We start from the raw sequence: 18936 nt of genomic DNA on the forward strand, positions 1-18936 counted from the left end.
TTTTACAATAAATAATTATTGATTTTTATTGTTTTATTATTGTTAAGCAATCACTTGTGATATAATAACGACCAACGATAATGAATAAAAATGGTGGACAAGGCGGTCCTTACTCATGAAATTGGAACGATTAATCTCTATGATCTATAAGCTGCTGAACAACGAAGTTGTCTCTGCTTCCATGCTTGCCGAAGAGTTTCAGGTATCCCCAAGAACCATATATCGGGACATCGACGTGATCTGTGCCGCTGGCTTTCCTGTGGTTTCCTATCAGGGGATGAATGGCGGGTATGCCATGATCGACGGATACAAAATGGACAAAAGCCTGCTCGGGTCGTACGATGTTCACTCTCTGATTACGGTTCTACGCAGCCTCTCCACTGTATTTGAGGATGAGCGTGCACAGGGCACGATTGAACGTCTGCAAACGGTCGGGTCTGATCAGCAAACCCCGACCTTGGCGGTTGACGTGGAAACTCACCGTACGGATCACTATGCACTTCGCGAGCTGCGGTCGGGGATCACGAATCATATCGTTGTGCACTTCGATTACGTTAATAACCAGAATGAACGCACAACCCGTGAGTTGGAACCGGTGACGCTTTATTTTAAATATCGAAATTGGTACGTATATGGTTTCTGTCGGACACGTCAGGATTACCGGGAATTTCGTCTATCCCGAATGATGAATCTCTCGCTGACCCAAGAATCATTCCTACCGCACAATGAGGTGCCAAGAGAGACTTCTTTGCAAAATGAGGAATGGCAAAATCAAATAAGTGACGTTGTCTTTCGGGTTGCTCCTGAGGCATTAGCGGAAGCGCTGGACCATTTCCATCAGGCAGAGAAGCAATTTAATGAGGACGGAAGCATGACCATGCGAATTTCCGTTTACCAACCCCTTCAGGCAAGGTGGCTTCGATCATTTCTGCTGAGTTTGGGCAGTGGAGTCGAAGTGATGAAGCCTCGAGAACTTCGAGGGATTCTGAAAGAACAGCTCCAACAAGCAATCCTACTATACGAAGAAGTATGACACTCTGTTGTCATACTTCTTTTTTTATAATCACTACAGATTCAAAAACAAAAATCATTGTATTACAAAAGGAGACCTTTCAAATGACGAATTATCCAGTGGAGATGCTGAATTACCACACGTGGGCCAACCAAACCATCCTGGGCAGAATCAAGGAATTGCCCTCTTCTGTACTAAGTCAAGAATTGAACAGCTCCTTCCCCACCCTCGCCCATGCCCTAAGCCATATCTACGCAGTCGATCAGATGTGGTATCTCGTTTTATCAGGTATGGAAATGCGTGAAGCGCTGCAAGAGTGCATGCCATTAAATGAAAAAACATTCCTTACCGTCGAAGAGTACATGGACACTTATGCGGAATTGGCAGAACGATACCATGAATGGATACAGCGTCAAACCGATTTGGAGCAAACCATCACACTTGATAATCCATACGCCGGCATATGCGAAACAACATTGTCCAACATGCTGCTTCATGTGGTGAATCACGGTACTTACCACAGGGGCAATGTATCTACCATGCTGCGTCAATTGGGGCATGCGTCCACCATGAACGACTATTGTCTGTATTGGTATCAGCAACCCGTGCAGTCCAATTAAATGAACAACGAATCAGGCTAGTAAGGATTGGAGCAGTCGAACAATGGAAATTCAGAATTTACTCTCTGTAAACTCAAGAGAAGACTTAAGATCATGGTTACAGACCCATTGCAGGACTGAAACTTCCTGCTGGGTTATTGTAAGCATGACTCCAAAGCCGGATACGCTATTTTATTTGGACGTCGTGGAAGAATCCCTTTGCCTTGGTTTGATTGATGGGCTGAAGAAGAAAATTTCTGACACAGCGCTAGCACAGAGACTGTCACCCCGAAGCCATAACAGTTCCTGGACAGAATTGAACAAAGAACGGGTAAGACGTCTTGAAAAATTGGGATTCATGAGGGATGAAGGAAGACGGGTGCTGCCGAACATGGAGATTGATTCTTTTCGCATTGCTGAGGATGTTGAGATCAGGCTCAAAGAGGATACACAGACTTATGAGAATTTCATGGCTTTTCCCGCTTTATATACAAGAGTACGGATCGACACGATCCAGAGCGTTAAGAATCAACCTGCAACGTTTGATCACAGATTGGATAAATTCATTACACACACAAGAAATAACAAAATGTACGGACAATGGCATGACGGTGGGCGCCTTCTGAATTATTGAATATATTCACCCGCCTACCCTATCGAAGTGATGTGGGACAGTCACCATTTTGCCTCTGGACGATATCCTATAGGTAAAAGGAGGACTGTTCATGTCGCTTTTGTATCAACATTCTGAACTGGAGAACAACGATGCTCCTCTGGAAGAATGGAAAAAGGATGCCTACCGCTTGTTTGCCTCCAAAATGAGTGATCGGGAAGCACGTTTCCCTTGTATTCCGGCGACGCAGGCTTTCGCCATGGGTCATCTTCGGTATGGCTTTGTTTCTGGCTCAGATCACCAGCCCACCGATCGTAAACTCGCGGAGATCATTTCGGAATACGGCCGGGCCTCGCGTTCTTTTGGTGAATATTCTTCATTGATTGTCTTTCTTGAATTGAGGGATACAACAAGAACGGTTTTGGAGTATGAAACGTTTTTTTGGGGACTGTTAAGCCAGGTTAGTGATTTGGATGTAAAGCCATGGCCGGAAGATATACCGGAGAACCCGGAGAATCCCTTATGGGAGTTTTGTTATGACGATGAACGTTATTTCGTTTATTGCGGAACACCTGCTCACACGTTCAGGCAGAGCCGAAGTTTCCCATATTTTATGCTCGCTATGACACCTCGCTGGGTTCTTGACCAGTGGAATGCTCATCCCAAGAAAGCTGCTGCCATCGGGCCCAAGATTCGTGAACGACTTGCCGAATACGATGCTGTACCCGCTCATCCTGAATTAAAACAATATGGATCGCATGGGAATCTCGAATATAAGCAGTACTTTCTTAGAGATGATGATACCTCCCCTTCTCGTTGTCCTTTTCTTCGTGCTCTCCAAGCGGAAAAGATTCAGGAATAGAAGTTTACCCTTCCTTGTCCTAAAAGAGGCCTCCTTCGAATAAGCTGTACTCTGCAGATATTAGGAGGAGCGTCTCATTAACCGGATTCAGGAAAGGGAAATGATTATGGACATGGAACTGTATATCAAATATGTTCTGATTGGACTAGCTATCGCCATGCCAGTCGGAGCAATCACCGTAGAGATGACCAAACAGGGCTTGAAGAATGGCTTCATTCACGGCTGGGCTGTTGGTTTGGGTGGAATGACCCTTGATACCGCATTGATCCTTGCAATGTATTTTGGATTCGCCTCCATCCTTTCGCTGCCTTATGTCCAGATTCCTCTCTGGCTTGTTGGAGCCGGTTTTCTTGCCTATCTCGGCTATGATTCAATTCGAAATGCAGACCAGGATATCACACCAGCCGACGAGAAGGTGAAGAAATCGTTTTGGAAAACGTACCGTAACGGCCTGCTTGTAGCCATTTCCCCAGGTAATCTGATCTTTTGGGTTTCCGTATTCGGAGCCGTGCTGTCTGATTCCTATCGTTCAGCCGGGAAGGAAAGCTTCTCTATTGCGGCTTGTGGTGTGCTGTGCGGTATTCTGATCCATGACCTGGGTCTGGTCTCTCTGGTTTCTATCACACGCAAAGTGATGAGCCGGAGAATGATCCATTGGGTTTCTATTGCAGCAGGCATACTTCTGCTCGGGTTTTCGTTTTACTTTTTGTATGAGTTCGTACTTTCTCTCTGGACATATATTCAGTGATTGACTTAGCTGGTTGGACAACCCTCAAAATCTTAAAGCAGTCCGAGATAGATAAGGAGCCCGTTTTTAGGGTTCCTTTTTTTGTTGTGTCTTCATAGACATGTGCTTCCTGATGGCGCTATATCGCTGTTTACACGAAAAAAAGCAAGTAATGAACACCGGCGCAACGGATGACTACACGCTGTAACATCGCGCTATTCCGCACGCTAAGGACCATCTCCACAATCAAGGACTATCGACGGTAATTTCATCCCGCCACTATGATACAGCTATGGTTGCATCCCCATATGAGACTCTTGAGGAAAGGAATGAAGTCAGATGCAAAGAAATACAAAAGCTACCACACTCATGTTCCCCGCCTCCAGAGCACCAACGCTGTTAGGCAGAATGGTAAGAAACCGATGGTTGTACTTCATGCTTCTGCCAGGCCTGCTGTACTTTCTTATATTTAAGTACTGGCCCATGTATGGAATACTCATCGCCTTCAAGGATTACCAGCCATTCCTTGGCTTCTGGGATAGTCCTTTTGTAGGGCTCAAACATTTTGAACGTTTATTTAACGATCCTAACTTTATCGTTCTTTTCCGGAATACGCTCATGCTTGCCATGCTCAACATTCTGTTTTTCTTCCCCTTACCCATTGTTATTGCACTTATGTTAAATGAACTTCGCCACCACTTGTTTAAGCGAACTATTCAGACACTGGTGTATATTCCGCATTTTATGTCATGGGTAGTTGTCGTGGGGATTGCTTATATTTTCTTAACGACAGAAGGTGGTATCGTCAACGATCTTCTGGTGTACTTTGGCTGGGATAAGATTAATTTCCTGGCGAGCAATGAGTGGTTTCGAACCATCGTTACTGCTGAGGTGATCTGGAAGGAAACGGGCTGGGGAACGATCATTTTCCTTGCCGCGCTGTCAGGGGTCGATCCACAGTTGTATGAAGCAGCGCGGATGGATGGAGCGAACAGACTTCGCCAGCTCTGGCATATTACGCTGCCTGCCATTCGCAGCACCATCATCATTCTGTTGATTCTTCGTCTGGGGAACTTCCTAGATACTGGTTTCGAACAGATCTTCCTGATGCTCAACGCCATGAACCGTGAAGTAGGGGAAGTATTTGATACTTACGTATACTCCGTAGGGATTAGCCAAGGGCAATACAGCTTCAGTACCGCAGTTGGTTTGTTCAAGTCTTTGATTGGTTTGGTGCTCGTAGTTGTAGCCAATCATCTGGCCAAGAGGTTTGGTGAAGAAGGAATTTACTAAGGAAGGAGCTCATCAAGGAATGCCTATCAAACCTAGCGTGGGAAGTCGAGTTTTCGATGTACTGAACATACTGCTGTTGACTGTATTTGCTCTGCTTACGGTACTACCCTTCATATATGTTATTGCTGGCTCCTTCGCCACCCAGAAGGAATTATTACTACGTGGGTTCATTTTGTTTCCAACAGAGTTTACACTGGATGCATACAGGTACATCTTTTCAACCCCCACACTTGTCAAAAGCTTGCTTGTTACCATCTACATTACCGTGTTCGGCACGCTGATCAACATATTTTTGACCTGTTTAATGGCCTATCCATTGGCTCGAAGAGACATGGACTTCCGCAAACCGATTCTCATGCTGATCGTTTTTACGATGTTATTTAGTGGTGGCATGATTCCAACGTTTCTCGTGGTCAAACAGTTAGGTATGATTAATACGTACTGGTCCTTGCTTATACCTGGAGCCATTAGCGCTTTTAACTTAATCATTATCCGGAACTTCTTTCAGCAGCTTCCCGAGAGCTTGGAAGAGTCAGCCAAGATCGATGGATGCAATGATTTAAGCGTATTTTTTCGCATCGTTCTGCCTCTTTCCATGCCGGCAATCGCTACTTTCTCCCTGTTTTATGCAGTAGGCCATTGGAATACTTACTTTAGTGCTGTGCTTTATATTAACGATAACAGCAAATGGCCAATTCAAGTGCTATTACGGCAGTTCGTTATTTTGGCTTCTGGCGGAATCGGGGACTCCACGGCCATGGAATCAGACTATGTTTCCCCACCGGAGCAATCTATCAAGATGGCTGTCATTGTTGTATCCACTCTACCGATCCTGCTCGTGTATCCATTTTTGCAAAAGCATTTCGCCAAAGGCGTATTACTTGGTTCTGTAAAAGGCTGATCGTAACTTAAATCATGAAATCACGATTAGGGGGATTTTAATATGAAGAAACCATATCGGAAGTCGTTGATTAGCACTGGAGCTCTTATCGCTTCATTAAGCTTAATGATTACAGCATGTGCCAGTAACAATTCCAACGAGGCCCAGGGGACAGGTACGGGCGGTACACAAGGTACTCTCTCCTTGAGCATGATGCTGCCAACGTACAGTGCGGAACAGATGAATGCGAACAGCTCCATTTTGGCTCTGCTTGAGGAGAAAACGAACACGGATCTAACCGTGTCCTGGGTCCCCTCCTCATCCTACACGGATAAATTAAGCGCTACCGTTGCCTCGGGCGAGCTGCCCAAAACGTTCGTTGCTTTGGAGCCAAAAGCTTCTTTTATCATCAATGCTGCCCGGTCAGGCATGTTCTGGGAATTGGGACCGTATCTCGACAGTTATCCAAACCTGAGCAAGATGTCTGATGTTGTGTTAAGCAACTCATCCATTGACAACAAAATCTATGGCCTGTATCGCGAACGGGATATTGCCCGTTTCGGTCTGATGATTCGACAGGACTGGCTGAACAATCTGGGTTTGGAGGCTCCGAAAAATGTGGATGAACTTTATGACGTATTGAAAGCGTTTGCCTCAAAGGATCCGGATCAAAATGGCAGACAGGATACCGTCGGTCTTGCGGTAGGCATGCAGGGAAATAATATCGCTGGATTCAAAGACATCTTGGTCTATCTGGGAGGCCCAAATGAATGGGAACTGAAAGACGGACAGTTAATCCCGGCTCACATGACCAGCGCTTATATGGATACCTTGAAGTTTTACAAGAAACTATATGATGAGAAGCTTATCAATCAGGATTTTGCGCTCGTTCAGGACGGTCGATCGGTGATGTACAAAGGTAAGGCAGGATTGTGGATTGACAACATGGTGGATGGAAAGAACATTGAAGAGAATGTCAAGAAGGTCGCCCCCGATGCCAAAATCAATCTGATTAACCGCATCTCTGGCCCGAACGGAAATGCCACGCGAGCAGGCACAGGTTATTTGGGAATGTACATGATTCCGAAAACAAGTGTCAAAACGGAAGATGAATTGAAGCAAATTCTTGCTTATTTCGATAAGGTATCGGAGAAGGACATGCAAAACCTTTTAAAATATGGCGTTGAAGGCAAGCAGTACTCGGTTGAAAATGGAGAATACAAACAAAACCCGGATCCCAAGTTGCGGTCAGAAATGACGGATAGCAACCAGTTTATGATATTGCAGGATCAGGTGGAGAACTTCGGTACCGAATTGGAGAAGCTCAGCACAGAATTGTTCAAAGACAACGCCACTTTTGCTATTCAAAATCCTGCCTCTCCTTATATCTCTAATACTGCCATTGAGCTCGGCAATGAACTCAATAAAATCATACAGGATGCCACAGTCAAGTACATTATGGGTACCGCCAGCGAAGAGGATTGGAATCAGGCGGTGGATAAGTGGCTGCAAGGTGGCGGAAGCAAAATTATTGAAGAGATTAATGCAGATTACGCCAAATCTGCCACTAAGTAATATCGGGTATCATCTCGTAAATTCGCAAATAGCCCCTAGGCCGCTGAATTTTATCTCACGACCTAGGAGCTTTTTTTGTCTAAGAGAAGTTGGCAGCACGTTATTGTTCTTCTCTGTACTTTCCGGGAGTCGTTCCAGCAATTTTCCGGAAGGAGCGAATAAAATTGGCCGAATTATTGTACTGCAGGCGCTCTGCAATTTCAGCAATTTTCATATCCGTCTCCTTCAGCCACTTCTTGGCCATATCCATTCGGTACATTGTCAGGTACTCCCCGAAGTTTACCCCCGTCTCCTGTCGAAACACGCGACTCACATAATGAGGGTGATAATTGATTCGTGCTGAGCAACTTTCCAAGGTTAATTCCGAGTCGAACTCCCGTTGAATCATGTCGACGATGGCTTCCGATATATGTTTAAATTGCGTTTCACGGCGATGCTCCAGTTCCTTGGCGTATGGCACAACAAATAATGTCCAAAACCAGGTCTTCATCTCCGTAACGTTCCGCAGCTTAAATAATGTATCAATTAAAGAGGACTCATCTCCCTCAATGCCTTCCATTGGAATAGAAAGCTCATGACCGAATTTGAGGAAATTCACCAGCAACCTCAAAAGTGACAAATGATAGTGCTGAAATGGTGTTTGGGCCGGAAACAGTTCCTCCATAAAATGTTCCAATTCGATCTCGGATTGGGCCAGGTCTCCTGCTCGTATTGCATCGAACAGCGCCTGTTCTCGGTGATGTGGAAACCTGCCCGGATCATTTTTCTGCGGCTGCACATCCTCTATAAACAGAATGGACTCTTGCCCAAGTCCCACACTAAATTTCAGTGATATCATGGCTTCATGCAGTGCATTCCTTGCTTGGTCAAAAACGTGAAATGGACGGCTGATTCCGATACTAACCCGGATCCCGAGATATTGGGCAACTGCCTTTTGGACGTCCACAGATAACATGAACAACTCTTCCTTAAGCTCTGCACCCTCGTTCGATGAGCCGATCAGGGTAACTTGGTAATCAGTGGCCACTACTGGTACCAACCTGTTATCACTTGGTATCAATTCACCGACCATATTACTGATTGCAAACAATAATAAGTCCCGATTCCTCTCCTCATAGCGGGTACCTAAAAGGGTATCCATCTGGATCGCAATCAGGCTCATGGACGACCATGTTTGCTTAACGCCATACAGTCCCAATTTCTCTTCAAAATCGGTATGAGCAATCTCACCCTTCAGCAACTTATGCATGAAGAACTCTTTTAGCTGTGATTGTTGGCCCTGGAGCTCGTTCATGACAACAGAGTGGTTACGAATTAGATCGTTTACCCGTTCTCCGATCACTTGCAGTTCTCCCGAAGCTCTCTCCCTACCTGCTTCCGGGGTGGCTACAGCTGCAAGGGTCGAATAGATGGATCGAATCGGGCTGTACATTCTCTTCGAACCAAACCACGCCAGAATCAGAGTAATTAGCAAGATCAAAAAGCAAACGAGTAAGGTAATCCAGCCAATGATCTGATTCTGCTCGTTCACTTGTTCGTTAGAGGCCACCGAAACATAAACCCAGCCATTGTAGGAAGATTTACGATAGGTGACGGTTACCGTCTCCCCCTCATGCTTGGATATGTACTGCCCGGTGGTGGATTCGGTTTCTTGAAGCTGTTGAAGATAGGACTCCCCCGACATATTGCTTCCTGGTGACGCACCTTCATCACTTCGATGAATAAGATTTAAATCGCGATCCAATATGAAAGCGTTTGCTATTTTCCCGTTTTGAACGGATAACGTTCTCCTTATCACGTCGGGAGACAACGCTACACTGATCAGGCCTTTGGGATTCGCAGCGTTAAAAGGATATTTTTTGACGAAATAGACAGACTCCGACGAATCATTCAGATTATCCTGCCCTCTGCTCCAGAAAGATCCAGCCTGTTCACGAGAAAACATCTCGAGTTGTGACTTGAATTCAGGGGAGCTGTATTCATTCACTCCGGTGCTTGTGACCAGCCATTTCTTGTTCAAACTGTACAAATAGATCTCCTTAATTCCCAGCTCGTACGTTTGAATCGTAGCAATACCCTTATACAGCTCATGAACCATTTCAAAATCCTCATTCGTAATCGGCTTGCTGAATGCCTGTCTAACGATTGGAGACTGCAAGAATTGCGTCGCCGAGTTATCAACGGTTCTCAGCATTTGCTCTACACCCATCTGCGTTTGCTGCAGCAGCAATTTATTGCCTTCATTCACCTTTTCCTGAACGGATAAAGAGGAATTATAGTATGAAAAGCTACCGAGAACAATTACCGGGAGAGTTCCTATGACAATAGAGAATAACAAAAGTTTCCACATAAAAGAAAGGGAACGTAATTTCATAATGCCTCCTCGGGGATTCCGGTTCATTCCATTATTACATTAGTTCCCAGATGAGGATACGTCAATCCTTTTTAACTTTACCTTGAGAGAGCGTATGTCTGTGAAAAAGGAATTATTTTAACAGATGAATAAAAAATCCCCCAACAACAGATCGATTCTGAAAGTTCAGCTGTTTACCGGTTAGGGTATCGTACCAGTCAGTTACTGGTACACGACTTGTTGTCTCATTCATAAATTGCCATAGTGGCAAAATCATTTGTTCAAACTGCTCTTGTGTTTCGCTCATGGAGGCACACCATACAAGCCAATCGGATTTGGTATACGTATCCCGGCTATCCAGAGGCGTTCCATATCGATTTTGTTGACGTACATAATAATTGAGTTCTTTCACAGCAATTTCTTTTGGGAACAGATTGAAGCCTAACAGACGATCCCACACCAAATTGTACTTCATACTCCATGATTCATTGGAGCTGTCAAACGTCAGCTTATAGTGATCATCGGCATCCGCCATGGACACCCATTCCTTTGCCATCTTTGCAGCCGCTTCGCGGTATACGGCTCCTTCTTTCTGCATCTCGAGCTGATCACACATATATGCGTAGGCAGCAATGCCCAATATCGCTTTGATGGAAAGATTGGCGTTATGTGCTAGATGGCCTGCGAAGTCATCGGTGCACAGCTGATTGTCCGGGTCCAGACCATGCTGCAGCAGATAAGACGCCCATTTCGTCAGAAGTTCCCAATGCTCACGGGCAAATTCAGCATGCTCCTCATATTTGCTTACCGCCGCCGCCATCAAAAGCATGTTGCCACATTCTTCGATCGGCATCTGGTACTCCAGCTTGTTCTCCCCATATACTTGACCATTCGCTTTGGGGTAAGTCCCGACGTCATGGGGCGCAAAATCAAACGACCACTCACTGCTTTTGGCATGTTTATAGATGGGACGCATCATGCCTTTAACCATTTCAGGATTATATTTCAGAAACAGCGGAATCGACGGGTAGCTTACATCCACCGTGGCAATGCAGCCATTACTGAAGTTTTCCTTGGAGAAAAATAAGACTTCGCCCGCTTCATCAACAACCAGCTTATGCGCAGCAATGGCTTGACGATAAGTGAGCGCCAAAATGTCTCGATAAGAAGCGCCGCCCGCCTCCTGACTTTCCTGCAGGAGTTCACCATTAAAGCTGTCGCATTTCTTCCTAATCTCTTCATACTGTTGTACTGCCATAATCAGCATGTCATGAAAGGTCATTCCATCTTTTCTCCAATAGGCGTTCAATGGTTGATGAAAATATTCAATCGAGTGAATGTCATCATATGCTAACATCAGATAACCGGTAATCGTTTCTTCATGGACGTGACCCATATCCATCTCGGTTGCCATGACAGGCATATGATCAGATACTGCCCTTGGCTCATGGCCATCCTCTTTTACTTTCAACTCTCCTGTTCGAGCATAATGCTCACGACCTGATACCGATTGAACAACCGATTGGCTATGGGGGGACAGGGGAACGGCCAGATACATATATCCCCAGTCTATTCTTGTATCATCACCAGCAAGCTTCAATATGGGCTGTTCAACCGTTCCCATAGTCAATGCATGCAATTGTTGATTGATTACAGAAGAAGACCAGGTCACTTGCTGCTCTGGTGTGTTCACACACCATTCTCCAGTTACATCAAAATAAATCTTCAATTGGTGTTCTAGGCCATCAATCGCACGAGCAAGGAATGTAACATATGTCACGGGTCTGGATAAGACCTCAAGATCATCCAGTAATAACGGCGTGGTAAATTCAACCTGAAGCTCAATGCCTTCCCCTTCAAACGTGTAACGAGTCGTCACAGGTTCGACAGTCAGATTCGTCTGTACAAGTGTGGCGTTTTCCTCCACATCTGCAGAACAATCAAGTAAATCCATTTTCCCCATAAATCTTCTGATTTTCCCATCGATCACTGCCATCCCTACCATGCCTTGAGTTTTGTTGGTCCAGTGCCGAGTGTGTTCTTCATAGAGATGATCGGCTGTGGACCATACGCTAAAATACGGGTCGACCGTTACAAGCGGCACCGCTGGCGGCCTGAAACTTGTTGTCATGACGCTACACTCCTTCATATGATTGGTTGTCTTTTCTGAATATTAAAATGTATACGCACTTTAAACTTCTACAGGTCGTTGCTCTACTCATCCATAAGGGCTTCGTTTGCCTTCCTGACAAGGCCTTACAAAGCCCATGGATCCTCTCATGTTAGCTTTACATGTTAGAATGATCAGTTCGGCATCTGGACGGTCACCACGTCTTTTCCTTTCAGATTTTCATTGGTAAACTGCATCGCTTGATCGTATCCGGTATTCCTCAGCTGATCCCTCAATTCGTTAATAATGCTCAAGGCGGCTTCATCCGATTTTGCAAAAACAGCTTCCTTCCAGGCATCTCCCATCCGGTCCATGGAAGGCTTCAACATTTCCCATTCAGGTGCGCTCGTGATGACATCCCCCGGATTATAAGCTGTAATAACCTGAATACCGTTTGGACGAAGTATTTTACGAGCATGATCCATGGCATCCAGTCTAGCCTGATCTGCCCAGATATCTCCGCCAGCATATGAGTTGATGCGATCAAGTCCGGTTAGCGATTCCAAACCAATGCCAATACCTACACTCTTGCGAACTTTACCGGATTGATCAGCTGCGAATTGTTCAAACCATTCCTGATTGGCTACAGGTTTGCCATCCTTCATATCCCAGTGAACGCCTTGCACCCCATATCTGGCCAGCATAAAGCCTTCGTCAGAAGCCATGTAGTCCAGAAACTTAAGTGCTGCATCCACACATGCACCTTGGCAGTTTTTGGTGATAACCGTTACGTTGTTGCCCTGAATGCCAAGGTCCACGGGGCGAGTCGGATCAACATCAGCACGCTCTAACGGACCAACCGGAATGTAATCGCTTCCGGGATGAGAGGTGACATATTCCTTCGAAGCATCCAATATGGCCGGATAATGTGCGGCGAGGATAGCAATACGGCCTTGATTGATCTTTTCTTTGGCGATGGGGTCGGTTTGGGTAAATACATCCGGATCGAGCAGGCCTTCTGCCAACAGTTTACGATAGAACAGCATGTATTCTTCATAACCTGGAGTGAAGAAACTGTGTTCTAGTGAACCATCGCCTTTGTCTACGTAACTTGCTCCAGAATAGAACATCGTATTGCCAATACCTACTGCCCAACCGTTACTGAATCCGCCCAGTGGAAATACGGGCTGCCCGTTTTCCTGCAGGTTGGCGTCTTTTATTTTTTTGAGAAATGCATAAAAATCCTCTTTCGTTACCACCGACTGCGGGTCCACACCTACCTTTTCGGCAATGTCCTTGCGTACATAGAACCCGTAGAGCCAATCAATACCATCTTCGTTTGTAGCGGGCTGATTCTGCAAAAGCAGATACTTTTTGCCGTCATATGCATTGATCGCTTTTTCATATAATGCTGGCGGCACATTTTCTTCCGCAATCGACTTGGCCAGGTTGGGATAGTTATCCAACTTATCGGATATGTCGACTAACTGACCTTCTTTGGCGGCTTTGATGATCCCATCGAGCTCCCCTCCCCAAGCAGGGCCGGTATATATATCAGGCAAATCCTGTGTGGCAAAGATCTGATTTACCTTCTCGGTCTCACTGCCTTTGGTATATTCCCATTCTAGGGTCACTCCGGTCTTTTCCTTAATGACTTCCTCTATAGGGGTGATTCCATTATCCGATCCGCCCGAACCATTCCAATTATGCAATATTTTTAGCGTGTCTCCGCCACCCTCTCCATCGCCTTCCCCGTTCCCTGATGAATTCATACAACCACTCAGCAAACTTCCAGTCATAATGGATACGAGTAATATAGACATGCCTTTCGACCAAATCCTATTCACACCAATCGCCTCCTGGATATGGATATCAATGAATCAAGGTTAAGCCTGATAGATAGAACTGATATGATTAACCTTTAACCGAGCCGATCATGACCCCTTTGACAAAATAGCGTTGAAGAAACGGATAAATGCACAAGATTGGAAAAACCGTAATAACAAGCAGGGCCATGCGCATGGATTCCGGTGTTGCTCCTGCCCCGCCGACTCCACCTATCGTCTGGCCTCCTTGCTGCGCTGCCCGCTGCATGGAATTGGATAATGCTTCTGCTTCCGTCAGCATTTCTTGCAGCAAGGTCTGCACCGGGATCAGATTTTTGTTGGATACGTAATAGGCACCAGAGAACCAGTCATTCCAATGAGCTACTCCGATAAATAGAGAAATGGTTGCGAGCACAGGTCCTGAAAGAGGCAGGATGATTCTCACAAAGATCTGGAAATCGCCATAGCCGTCAATACGGGCAGACTCCTCCAATTCCTCCGGTATGCCTTGCAGAAACGTACGAATAATGATGATGTGCATGAAATTAAATAACAGAGGCAAAACGTACACCCAAAAGGTATTGATCAGATGCAGTTTTTGAAGTGTAATAAAGAACGGAATGAAACCCGCACTGAAAATCGTGGGCAAAAAAATGTAAAAGGTAAAAAAGGAACGGCCAGGCAATGTTTTTTTGGAAAGTGCATAAGCCATAAGGGTACACAATATCACGTGCAGGAACGTACCCAGCACGGTGCGCATGAGGGTAATTTGGTATGCCTTCCAGATGCGTGCATTATCAAATACCTCGGCATAGTTCTCCAAAGTGAATTTTCGGGGTAAAAAATAAATTGCCCCCTGCATCGAGTCCTTACCTTCATTTAATGAGTAGGCCAAAATATAAATAAAGGGGTAGATCATGGAGAAACCGACCAACGCTAGAAAAGTATAGTTGAATACTGAGAATACAGACCATTTTCGTTCCATATCGTCACCTCCTTAGAACAGGGATACATCACTGACTTTGCGGGCAATGCGATTGACGGTCAGTACCAGAATAAGTCCTATAATGCTTTGGAATAACCCAACAGCTGCGGCATAACTGAGGCGCCCTTCGCGAATCCCGGAGTTGATGGCATGAACATCCAGTACGCTCCCAATGCTCGCGGTAGCAGGTCCATTCAGAAGAAGCAGCTGTTCGTATCCTGCACTCATCAAGCTGCCTACGGCAAGAATGAACAAGAGGATCGCCACACTGCGAATGCCGGGAAGTGTCACGTGCCACATCTGCCTGAAACGTCCCGCACCATCAATCTTGGCAGCCTCATATAGCTGCTGATCGATCCCTGCGATGGCAGCCATGAAGATAATGGAGTTCCAGCCGATGTTTTTCCAGATGTCCGATCCAACAATCAGTTGATAGAACCAGGTTGGATTGTTCAGAAACTGGATTGATTCTGCCCCCATCGTTCCCATTAAGTCATTGACTGGTCCACCATAGGGTGTCAACAGCCTCTGCATCAGCGTGACCACTACGATCCAGGATACGAAATAAGGCAAGTAGGATAACGTTTGAACAGTCTTCTTAAACCGGATCATGCGGACTTCATTTAACAGGAGTGCAAGAATAATGGGCATCGGAAAACCGATCAGCAGCTTCATAAGACTGATGATGATCGTATTGCGGATGATGTCACCGGATTGATAGTAATTGAAGAACTGTTCGAAATACTTGAAACCCGCCCATGGGCTTCCGGTAAATCCACCCATAAAGTTGTAGTCCCTGAAGGCAACCTGGATTCCGTACAACGGGACATAAGAGAAAAGAAAAAACCAGACAATACCTGGCAGCATGAACAAATAAAAAAGTTTATGCTGCCAGATTCGCTTCATCAATCGATTGTTGGTTGCTCTTGGCTTGATCACATTCCCACCTCTCCTTTCTCAAAATGACGAACATCCGCTACCTCTTCTGTACCTGCAACAACTTCAAACGCAGAGTAATGATTTCAAATGGCTTAAATGATAGCGATATTTGGGATGGATCTGTCATCGGAAGTGGCGATTTGATGTTCTCCATCAGATCAGCTTCCCAGGCCTCAGCGGTATCGAATCCAAGGTGAATGACCGTATGAGCATGTGTTCCAGACGTTTCATACAGCCGAACGATGATCTCGTCACCATCTTCAGCCTTTTTGATGGACTCAACCATGACATGTGTATGGTCAGGTTGCAGAAATGATTTTGAGAAAGGCAGATTTCCATCCTGTTTAACGCCTACCGAGGGTAACACCACTACACGCAAAGGGATGTTCAATTCATTGCCTCTTCGATAGATCTCGGCTTGAACGTGATTCCCTTGATGCGGATATAACGAGTAAGTGAATTCGTGTTCAGCACGATCTGCTTCCGGATCAGGGTACGAGCTGCTGCGCAGCAGGTTCAGGTCAAGCACATTATCAAAGGCTCTGTGACCATACTTGCAATCATTGAGTAATGCCACACCGTAATCAGGCTCGGATATATCCATCCACTGATGTGCGCAGATCTCATCCTTCGCAAAGTCCCACATCGTATTGCGATGGGTCGGTCTGGACAGACTGCCAAACTGAATCTCACAATGCACCTGATCTGTGCGAACATTCACCGGGAAAGACGTACGCAGCATCTTGGCGTTTTCTCGCCAATCCACCTTGGTTACAAAATCGATTCTCCGGCTGCCCTCAGTAAGAATAACGCTCTGAGTCAACTCGGATTCGCCATAGTTGTATTGGAAGATCAGACCAATCCTTGGCCCATCGCGAAGTTCACGAATTTCATGCAATGTTAGCGGCACTCCGGCCTTCTCTGAATAATCATGGCTGAAATCCCATGCATCTCCTTCATCATGATACACACGCAGTTTATTTCCCTGATGTCCCTGTGGAATGACTTCTCGTGCTTCTGCTTTATCCAAGATAGAGAGAATGGCACCGTTCGGATCAAATTTCACGAGGAATGAATCGTTTTCTATGAAGCGTTCTTCCACATTTACATGTAACTCTGAATCCAGTATCCCTGATTCCTGTTCAATGCAGGCTCCGGACTCATCTATGCTGTTCTGGTTAGAATATTCAGGAACAACCGTGTATCCCATGGAGGGAACCTGAACCTTCATCCACCGGCCTTGCATGTGAAGCCATTCCTGTCGCTCCCAAGGTAATGAATTAAACACCACTGCAGATGCGGAGAGAGACTTCTCGCTTGGAGCCATCTGATCTGCCAAACGGCTGTAGGTATCTGCAATCCTGTTCTCTGTTTGGATGAACAGCTCTTCATACCTGATTAGCGATTCATCGTATACCCGCTTGATCGATGATCCCGGAAGGATATCATGAAATTGGTACAACAAGACTTCCTTCCAAATGGTTTCAAGTAGATCAGAGGGATAAGAGTGACCTAACTGGGCTGCAGCCAGAACGGATGCAAATTCCAATTCACGCAGCGCTTTCTCCATTTTCCGGTTATACCGCTTGCTTCGCGCCTGACTAGTCAAGGTACCCTGATGCTTTTCCAAATACAGCTCCCCGCGCCACGTCTGGAATTTCTCTCGTTCTTCATTGAGCTTTTCAAAAAATGACCAAGAAGGCTCCTGTATAACGGGAGACAAGCCGAGCAGGTTCTTGGTCCGTTCAAGCCGTTCCAGATGCTCTTCACCCGGTCCTCCTCCCCCATCCCCTATCCCGAAGAGCATCAGCGCGTGTCCGGATACATTTTTATCCAGATATCCCTGCTCAGCCTTGGCAATGGAACGGGGTGCTGCCGGGCTGTTGTACGTATCCTCGGGAGGCATATGCGTTAATACCGCTGAGCCATCAATTCCTTCCCACATAAATGAATGATGGGGATGCCTATTGTACTCACTCCAGGAGAGTTTCTGGGTCATCATATAATCGACTCCGGATTTCTTCAATAATTGGGGCAAGCTTGCCGAATAACCAAATACGTCAGGCATCCAAAGTGATTTCATCTCCATCCCGAACTCTTGTTGAAAATAACGTTTGCCATACAGAATCTGCCGTACAAGGGATTCTCCGCCCGGCACATTCGTATCCGACTCCACCCACATGGCTCCCTGCGGCTCCCATCTTCCTTCACGTACTCGTTCCTTGATCTGATCATATAACTTGGGATAATGCTGCTTCATCCAATCGTACAGCTGGGGCTGACTCGCTCCAAACACATAGTCCGGATAACGTTCCATCATGCGAAGCACGGTCGAGAACGTTCTAGCCCCTTTACGGATCGTTTCACGGATCGGCCATAACCAGGCTAAATCGATATGTGCATGACCTACAGAACTCAGGGTTAAGATCGAATCTCCCCCTTGAAAACTGAGCTGTTCATGCGTTTGTCTCTTCGCCAGTCGGATACGCTCTTCCGAGAATTCGGTCAGCTGCAAGGACACGTCATAGAGTGTCTGGTAGATTCTTTCCTTGCGAGCTGTTCCAGCTGGGAGATGTTCTGCCGTCTCCAGCAGAACTTCGGTGTCGTAGTACAAACTACGAATGTCTTCTCGGCAGACTGCGATAACAGCCTCTCTCAGAGAGCCGCCCTGATACTTGCCAAACAAATCGTTATTGCCTGCTTCTGCCCATACTTCGATCTCATCTCCTCTGATACATGCTTCACGGAGCTGAACGACTCGCTTGCCAGGCAAGCCCAAGGAGAAGTCAAATTCGGAGTTAATGGTTGTCAACCCCTGAACAGGCGTTCCTTCGTGGTCAACCAGACATAGTTCGCCACTGACGTCCAACAAGAGAACGATGCTCTCATGACTGTTGACTTTATGGGCTGGAGTTTTGCCCGTGAAACGGAACCAGGCACAGTCCCATAGCTCTCCCCAGCGTTCTCCTGGATGGAGCGTAACTTCCGTTCCCGACATCCGGGATTCATAGGATACGGGCTCTGGCGTAACCCAAGCTTTTACTTCCAGCTCGGTAATCGGCTCATATATGGCTTCTCGAAGTTTATTTATCATCTGTTTTAACCGTTCTGGCCTGATTGGTTCGTATGGCATGATCGTTGCTCCTCTCTGTTACGGTGATT

At 46.0% G+C, this 18936-nt stretch carries 14 protein-coding genes; 8 read left to right on the forward strand and 6 right to left on the reverse strand.

Features of this window, described 5'->3' with window-relative positions; all coding sequences use genetic code 11:
• Nucleotides 1-115 precede the first annotated feature (115 nt).
• The 8 genes from PIL01S_RS00575 (at nucleotide 116) to PIL01S_RS00610 (ending at nucleotide 7561) form a co-directional block, all read left to right on the forward strand.
• Nucleotides 116-1033: a helix-turn-helix transcriptional regulator gene (locus PIL01S_RS00575; RefSeq protein WP_127535797.1), complete on the forward strand. Its 918-nt coding sequence runs from the start codon at nucleotides 116-118 to the stop codon at nucleotides 1031-1033.
• Between the two features lie 83 nt (nucleotides 1034-1116).
• On the forward strand, nucleotides 1117-1632 hold the full coding sequence (locus tag PIL01S_RS00580; RefSeq protein ID WP_127535798.1) for a DinB family protein: 516 nt from the start codon (nucleotides 1117-1119) through the stop codon (nucleotides 1630-1632).
• A 43-nt stretch (nucleotides 1633-1675) separates the two neighbouring features.
• Nucleotides 1676-2245 (forward strand): YdeI/OmpD-associated family protein, encoded by a 570-nt coding sequence (locus tag PIL01S_RS00585; RefSeq protein ID WP_127535799.1) that lies wholly within the window; start codon nucleotides 1676-1678, stop codon nucleotides 2243-2245.
• Nucleotides 2246-2336: 91 nt separating this feature from the next.
• Nucleotides 2337-3086 (forward strand): YqcI/YcgG family protein, encoded by a 750-nt coding sequence (locus tag PIL01S_RS00590; protein ID WP_127535800.1) that lies wholly within the window; start codon nucleotides 2337-2339, stop codon nucleotides 3084-3086.
• Nucleotides 3087-3198: 112 nt separating this feature from the next.
• Complete coding sequence (locus PIL01S_RS00595; protein WP_127536572.1) at nucleotides 3199-3834, forward strand: LysE family translocator; 636 nt, start codon at nucleotides 3199-3201, stop codon at nucleotides 3832-3834.
• A 348-nt stretch (nucleotides 3835-4182) separates the two neighbouring features.
• Nucleotides 4183-5106: an ABC transporter permease gene (locus tag PIL01S_RS00600; RefSeq protein WP_127536573.1), complete on the forward strand. Its 924-nt coding sequence runs from the start codon at nucleotides 4183-4185 to the stop codon at nucleotides 5104-5106.
• 19 nt (nucleotides 5107-5125) lie between these two features.
• Nucleotides 5126-6007: a carbohydrate ABC transporter permease gene (locus PIL01S_RS00605; RefSeq protein ID WP_127535801.1), complete on the forward strand. Its 882-nt coding sequence runs from the start codon at nucleotides 5126-5128 to the stop codon at nucleotides 6005-6007.
• A gap of 42 nt (nucleotides 6008-6049) precedes the next feature.
• Nucleotides 6050-7561: an extracellular solute-binding protein gene (locus PIL01S_RS00610; protein ID WP_127535802.1), complete on the forward strand. Its 1512-nt coding sequence runs from the start codon at nucleotides 6050-6052 to the stop codon at nucleotides 7559-7561.
• A 100-nt stretch (nucleotides 7562-7661) separates the two neighbouring features.
• On the opposite strand, the gene PIL01S_RS00615 is transcribed toward PIL01S_RS00610, so the two are convergent.
• From PIL01S_RS00615 to PIL01S_RS00640, 6 genes are all read right to left on the reverse strand, one after another.
• The gene (locus PIL01S_RS00615; protein WP_127535803.1) at nucleotides 7662-9935 is read right to left on the reverse strand and encodes a helix-turn-helix domain-containing protein; all 2274 of its coding nucleotides are present in this window, start codon (nucleotides 9933-9935) and stop codon (nucleotides 7662-7664) included.
• Nucleotides 9936-10047: 112 nt separating this feature from the next.
• Nucleotides 10048-12045, reverse strand: coding sequence for a glutaminase family protein (locus tag PIL01S_RS00620; protein ID WP_127535804.1), 1998 nt, complete (start codon nucleotides 12043-12045; stop codon nucleotides 10048-10050).
• Between the two features lie 173 nt (nucleotides 12046-12218).
• Complete coding sequence (locus PIL01S_RS00625; RefSeq protein ID WP_127535805.1) at nucleotides 12219-13871, reverse strand: extracellular solute-binding protein; 1653 nt, start codon at nucleotides 13869-13871, stop codon at nucleotides 12219-12221.
• A 67-nt stretch (nucleotides 13872-13938) separates the two neighbouring features.
• Nucleotides 13939-14835 carry a carbohydrate ABC transporter permease gene (locus PIL01S_RS00630; RefSeq protein WP_127535806.1) on the reverse strand — a complete coding sequence of 299 codons (897 nt, stop codon included), beginning with the start codon at nucleotides 14833-14835 and terminating at the stop codon, nucleotides 13939-13941.
• Nucleotides 14836-14847: 12 nt separating this feature from the next.
• Nucleotides 14848-15774 carry an ABC transporter permease gene (locus PIL01S_RS00635; RefSeq protein WP_127535807.1) on the reverse strand — a complete coding sequence of 309 codons (927 nt, stop codon included), beginning with the start codon at nucleotides 15772-15774 and terminating at the stop codon, nucleotides 14848-14850.
• A 37-nt stretch (nucleotides 15775-15811) separates the two neighbouring features.
• Entirely contained in the window at nucleotides 15812-18907 is a 3096-nt protein-coding gene (locus PIL01S_RS00640; RefSeq protein ID WP_127535808.1) for an alpha-mannosidase, read from the reverse strand.
• Between the last annotated feature and the right edge of the window lie 29 nt (nucleotides 18908-18936).

This window comes from Paenibacillus illinoisensis NBRC 15959, from assembly GCF_004000925.1.
Classification (GTDB): domain Bacteria; phylum Bacillota; class Bacilli; order Paenibacillales; family Paenibacillaceae; genus Paenibacillus; species Paenibacillus illinoisensis.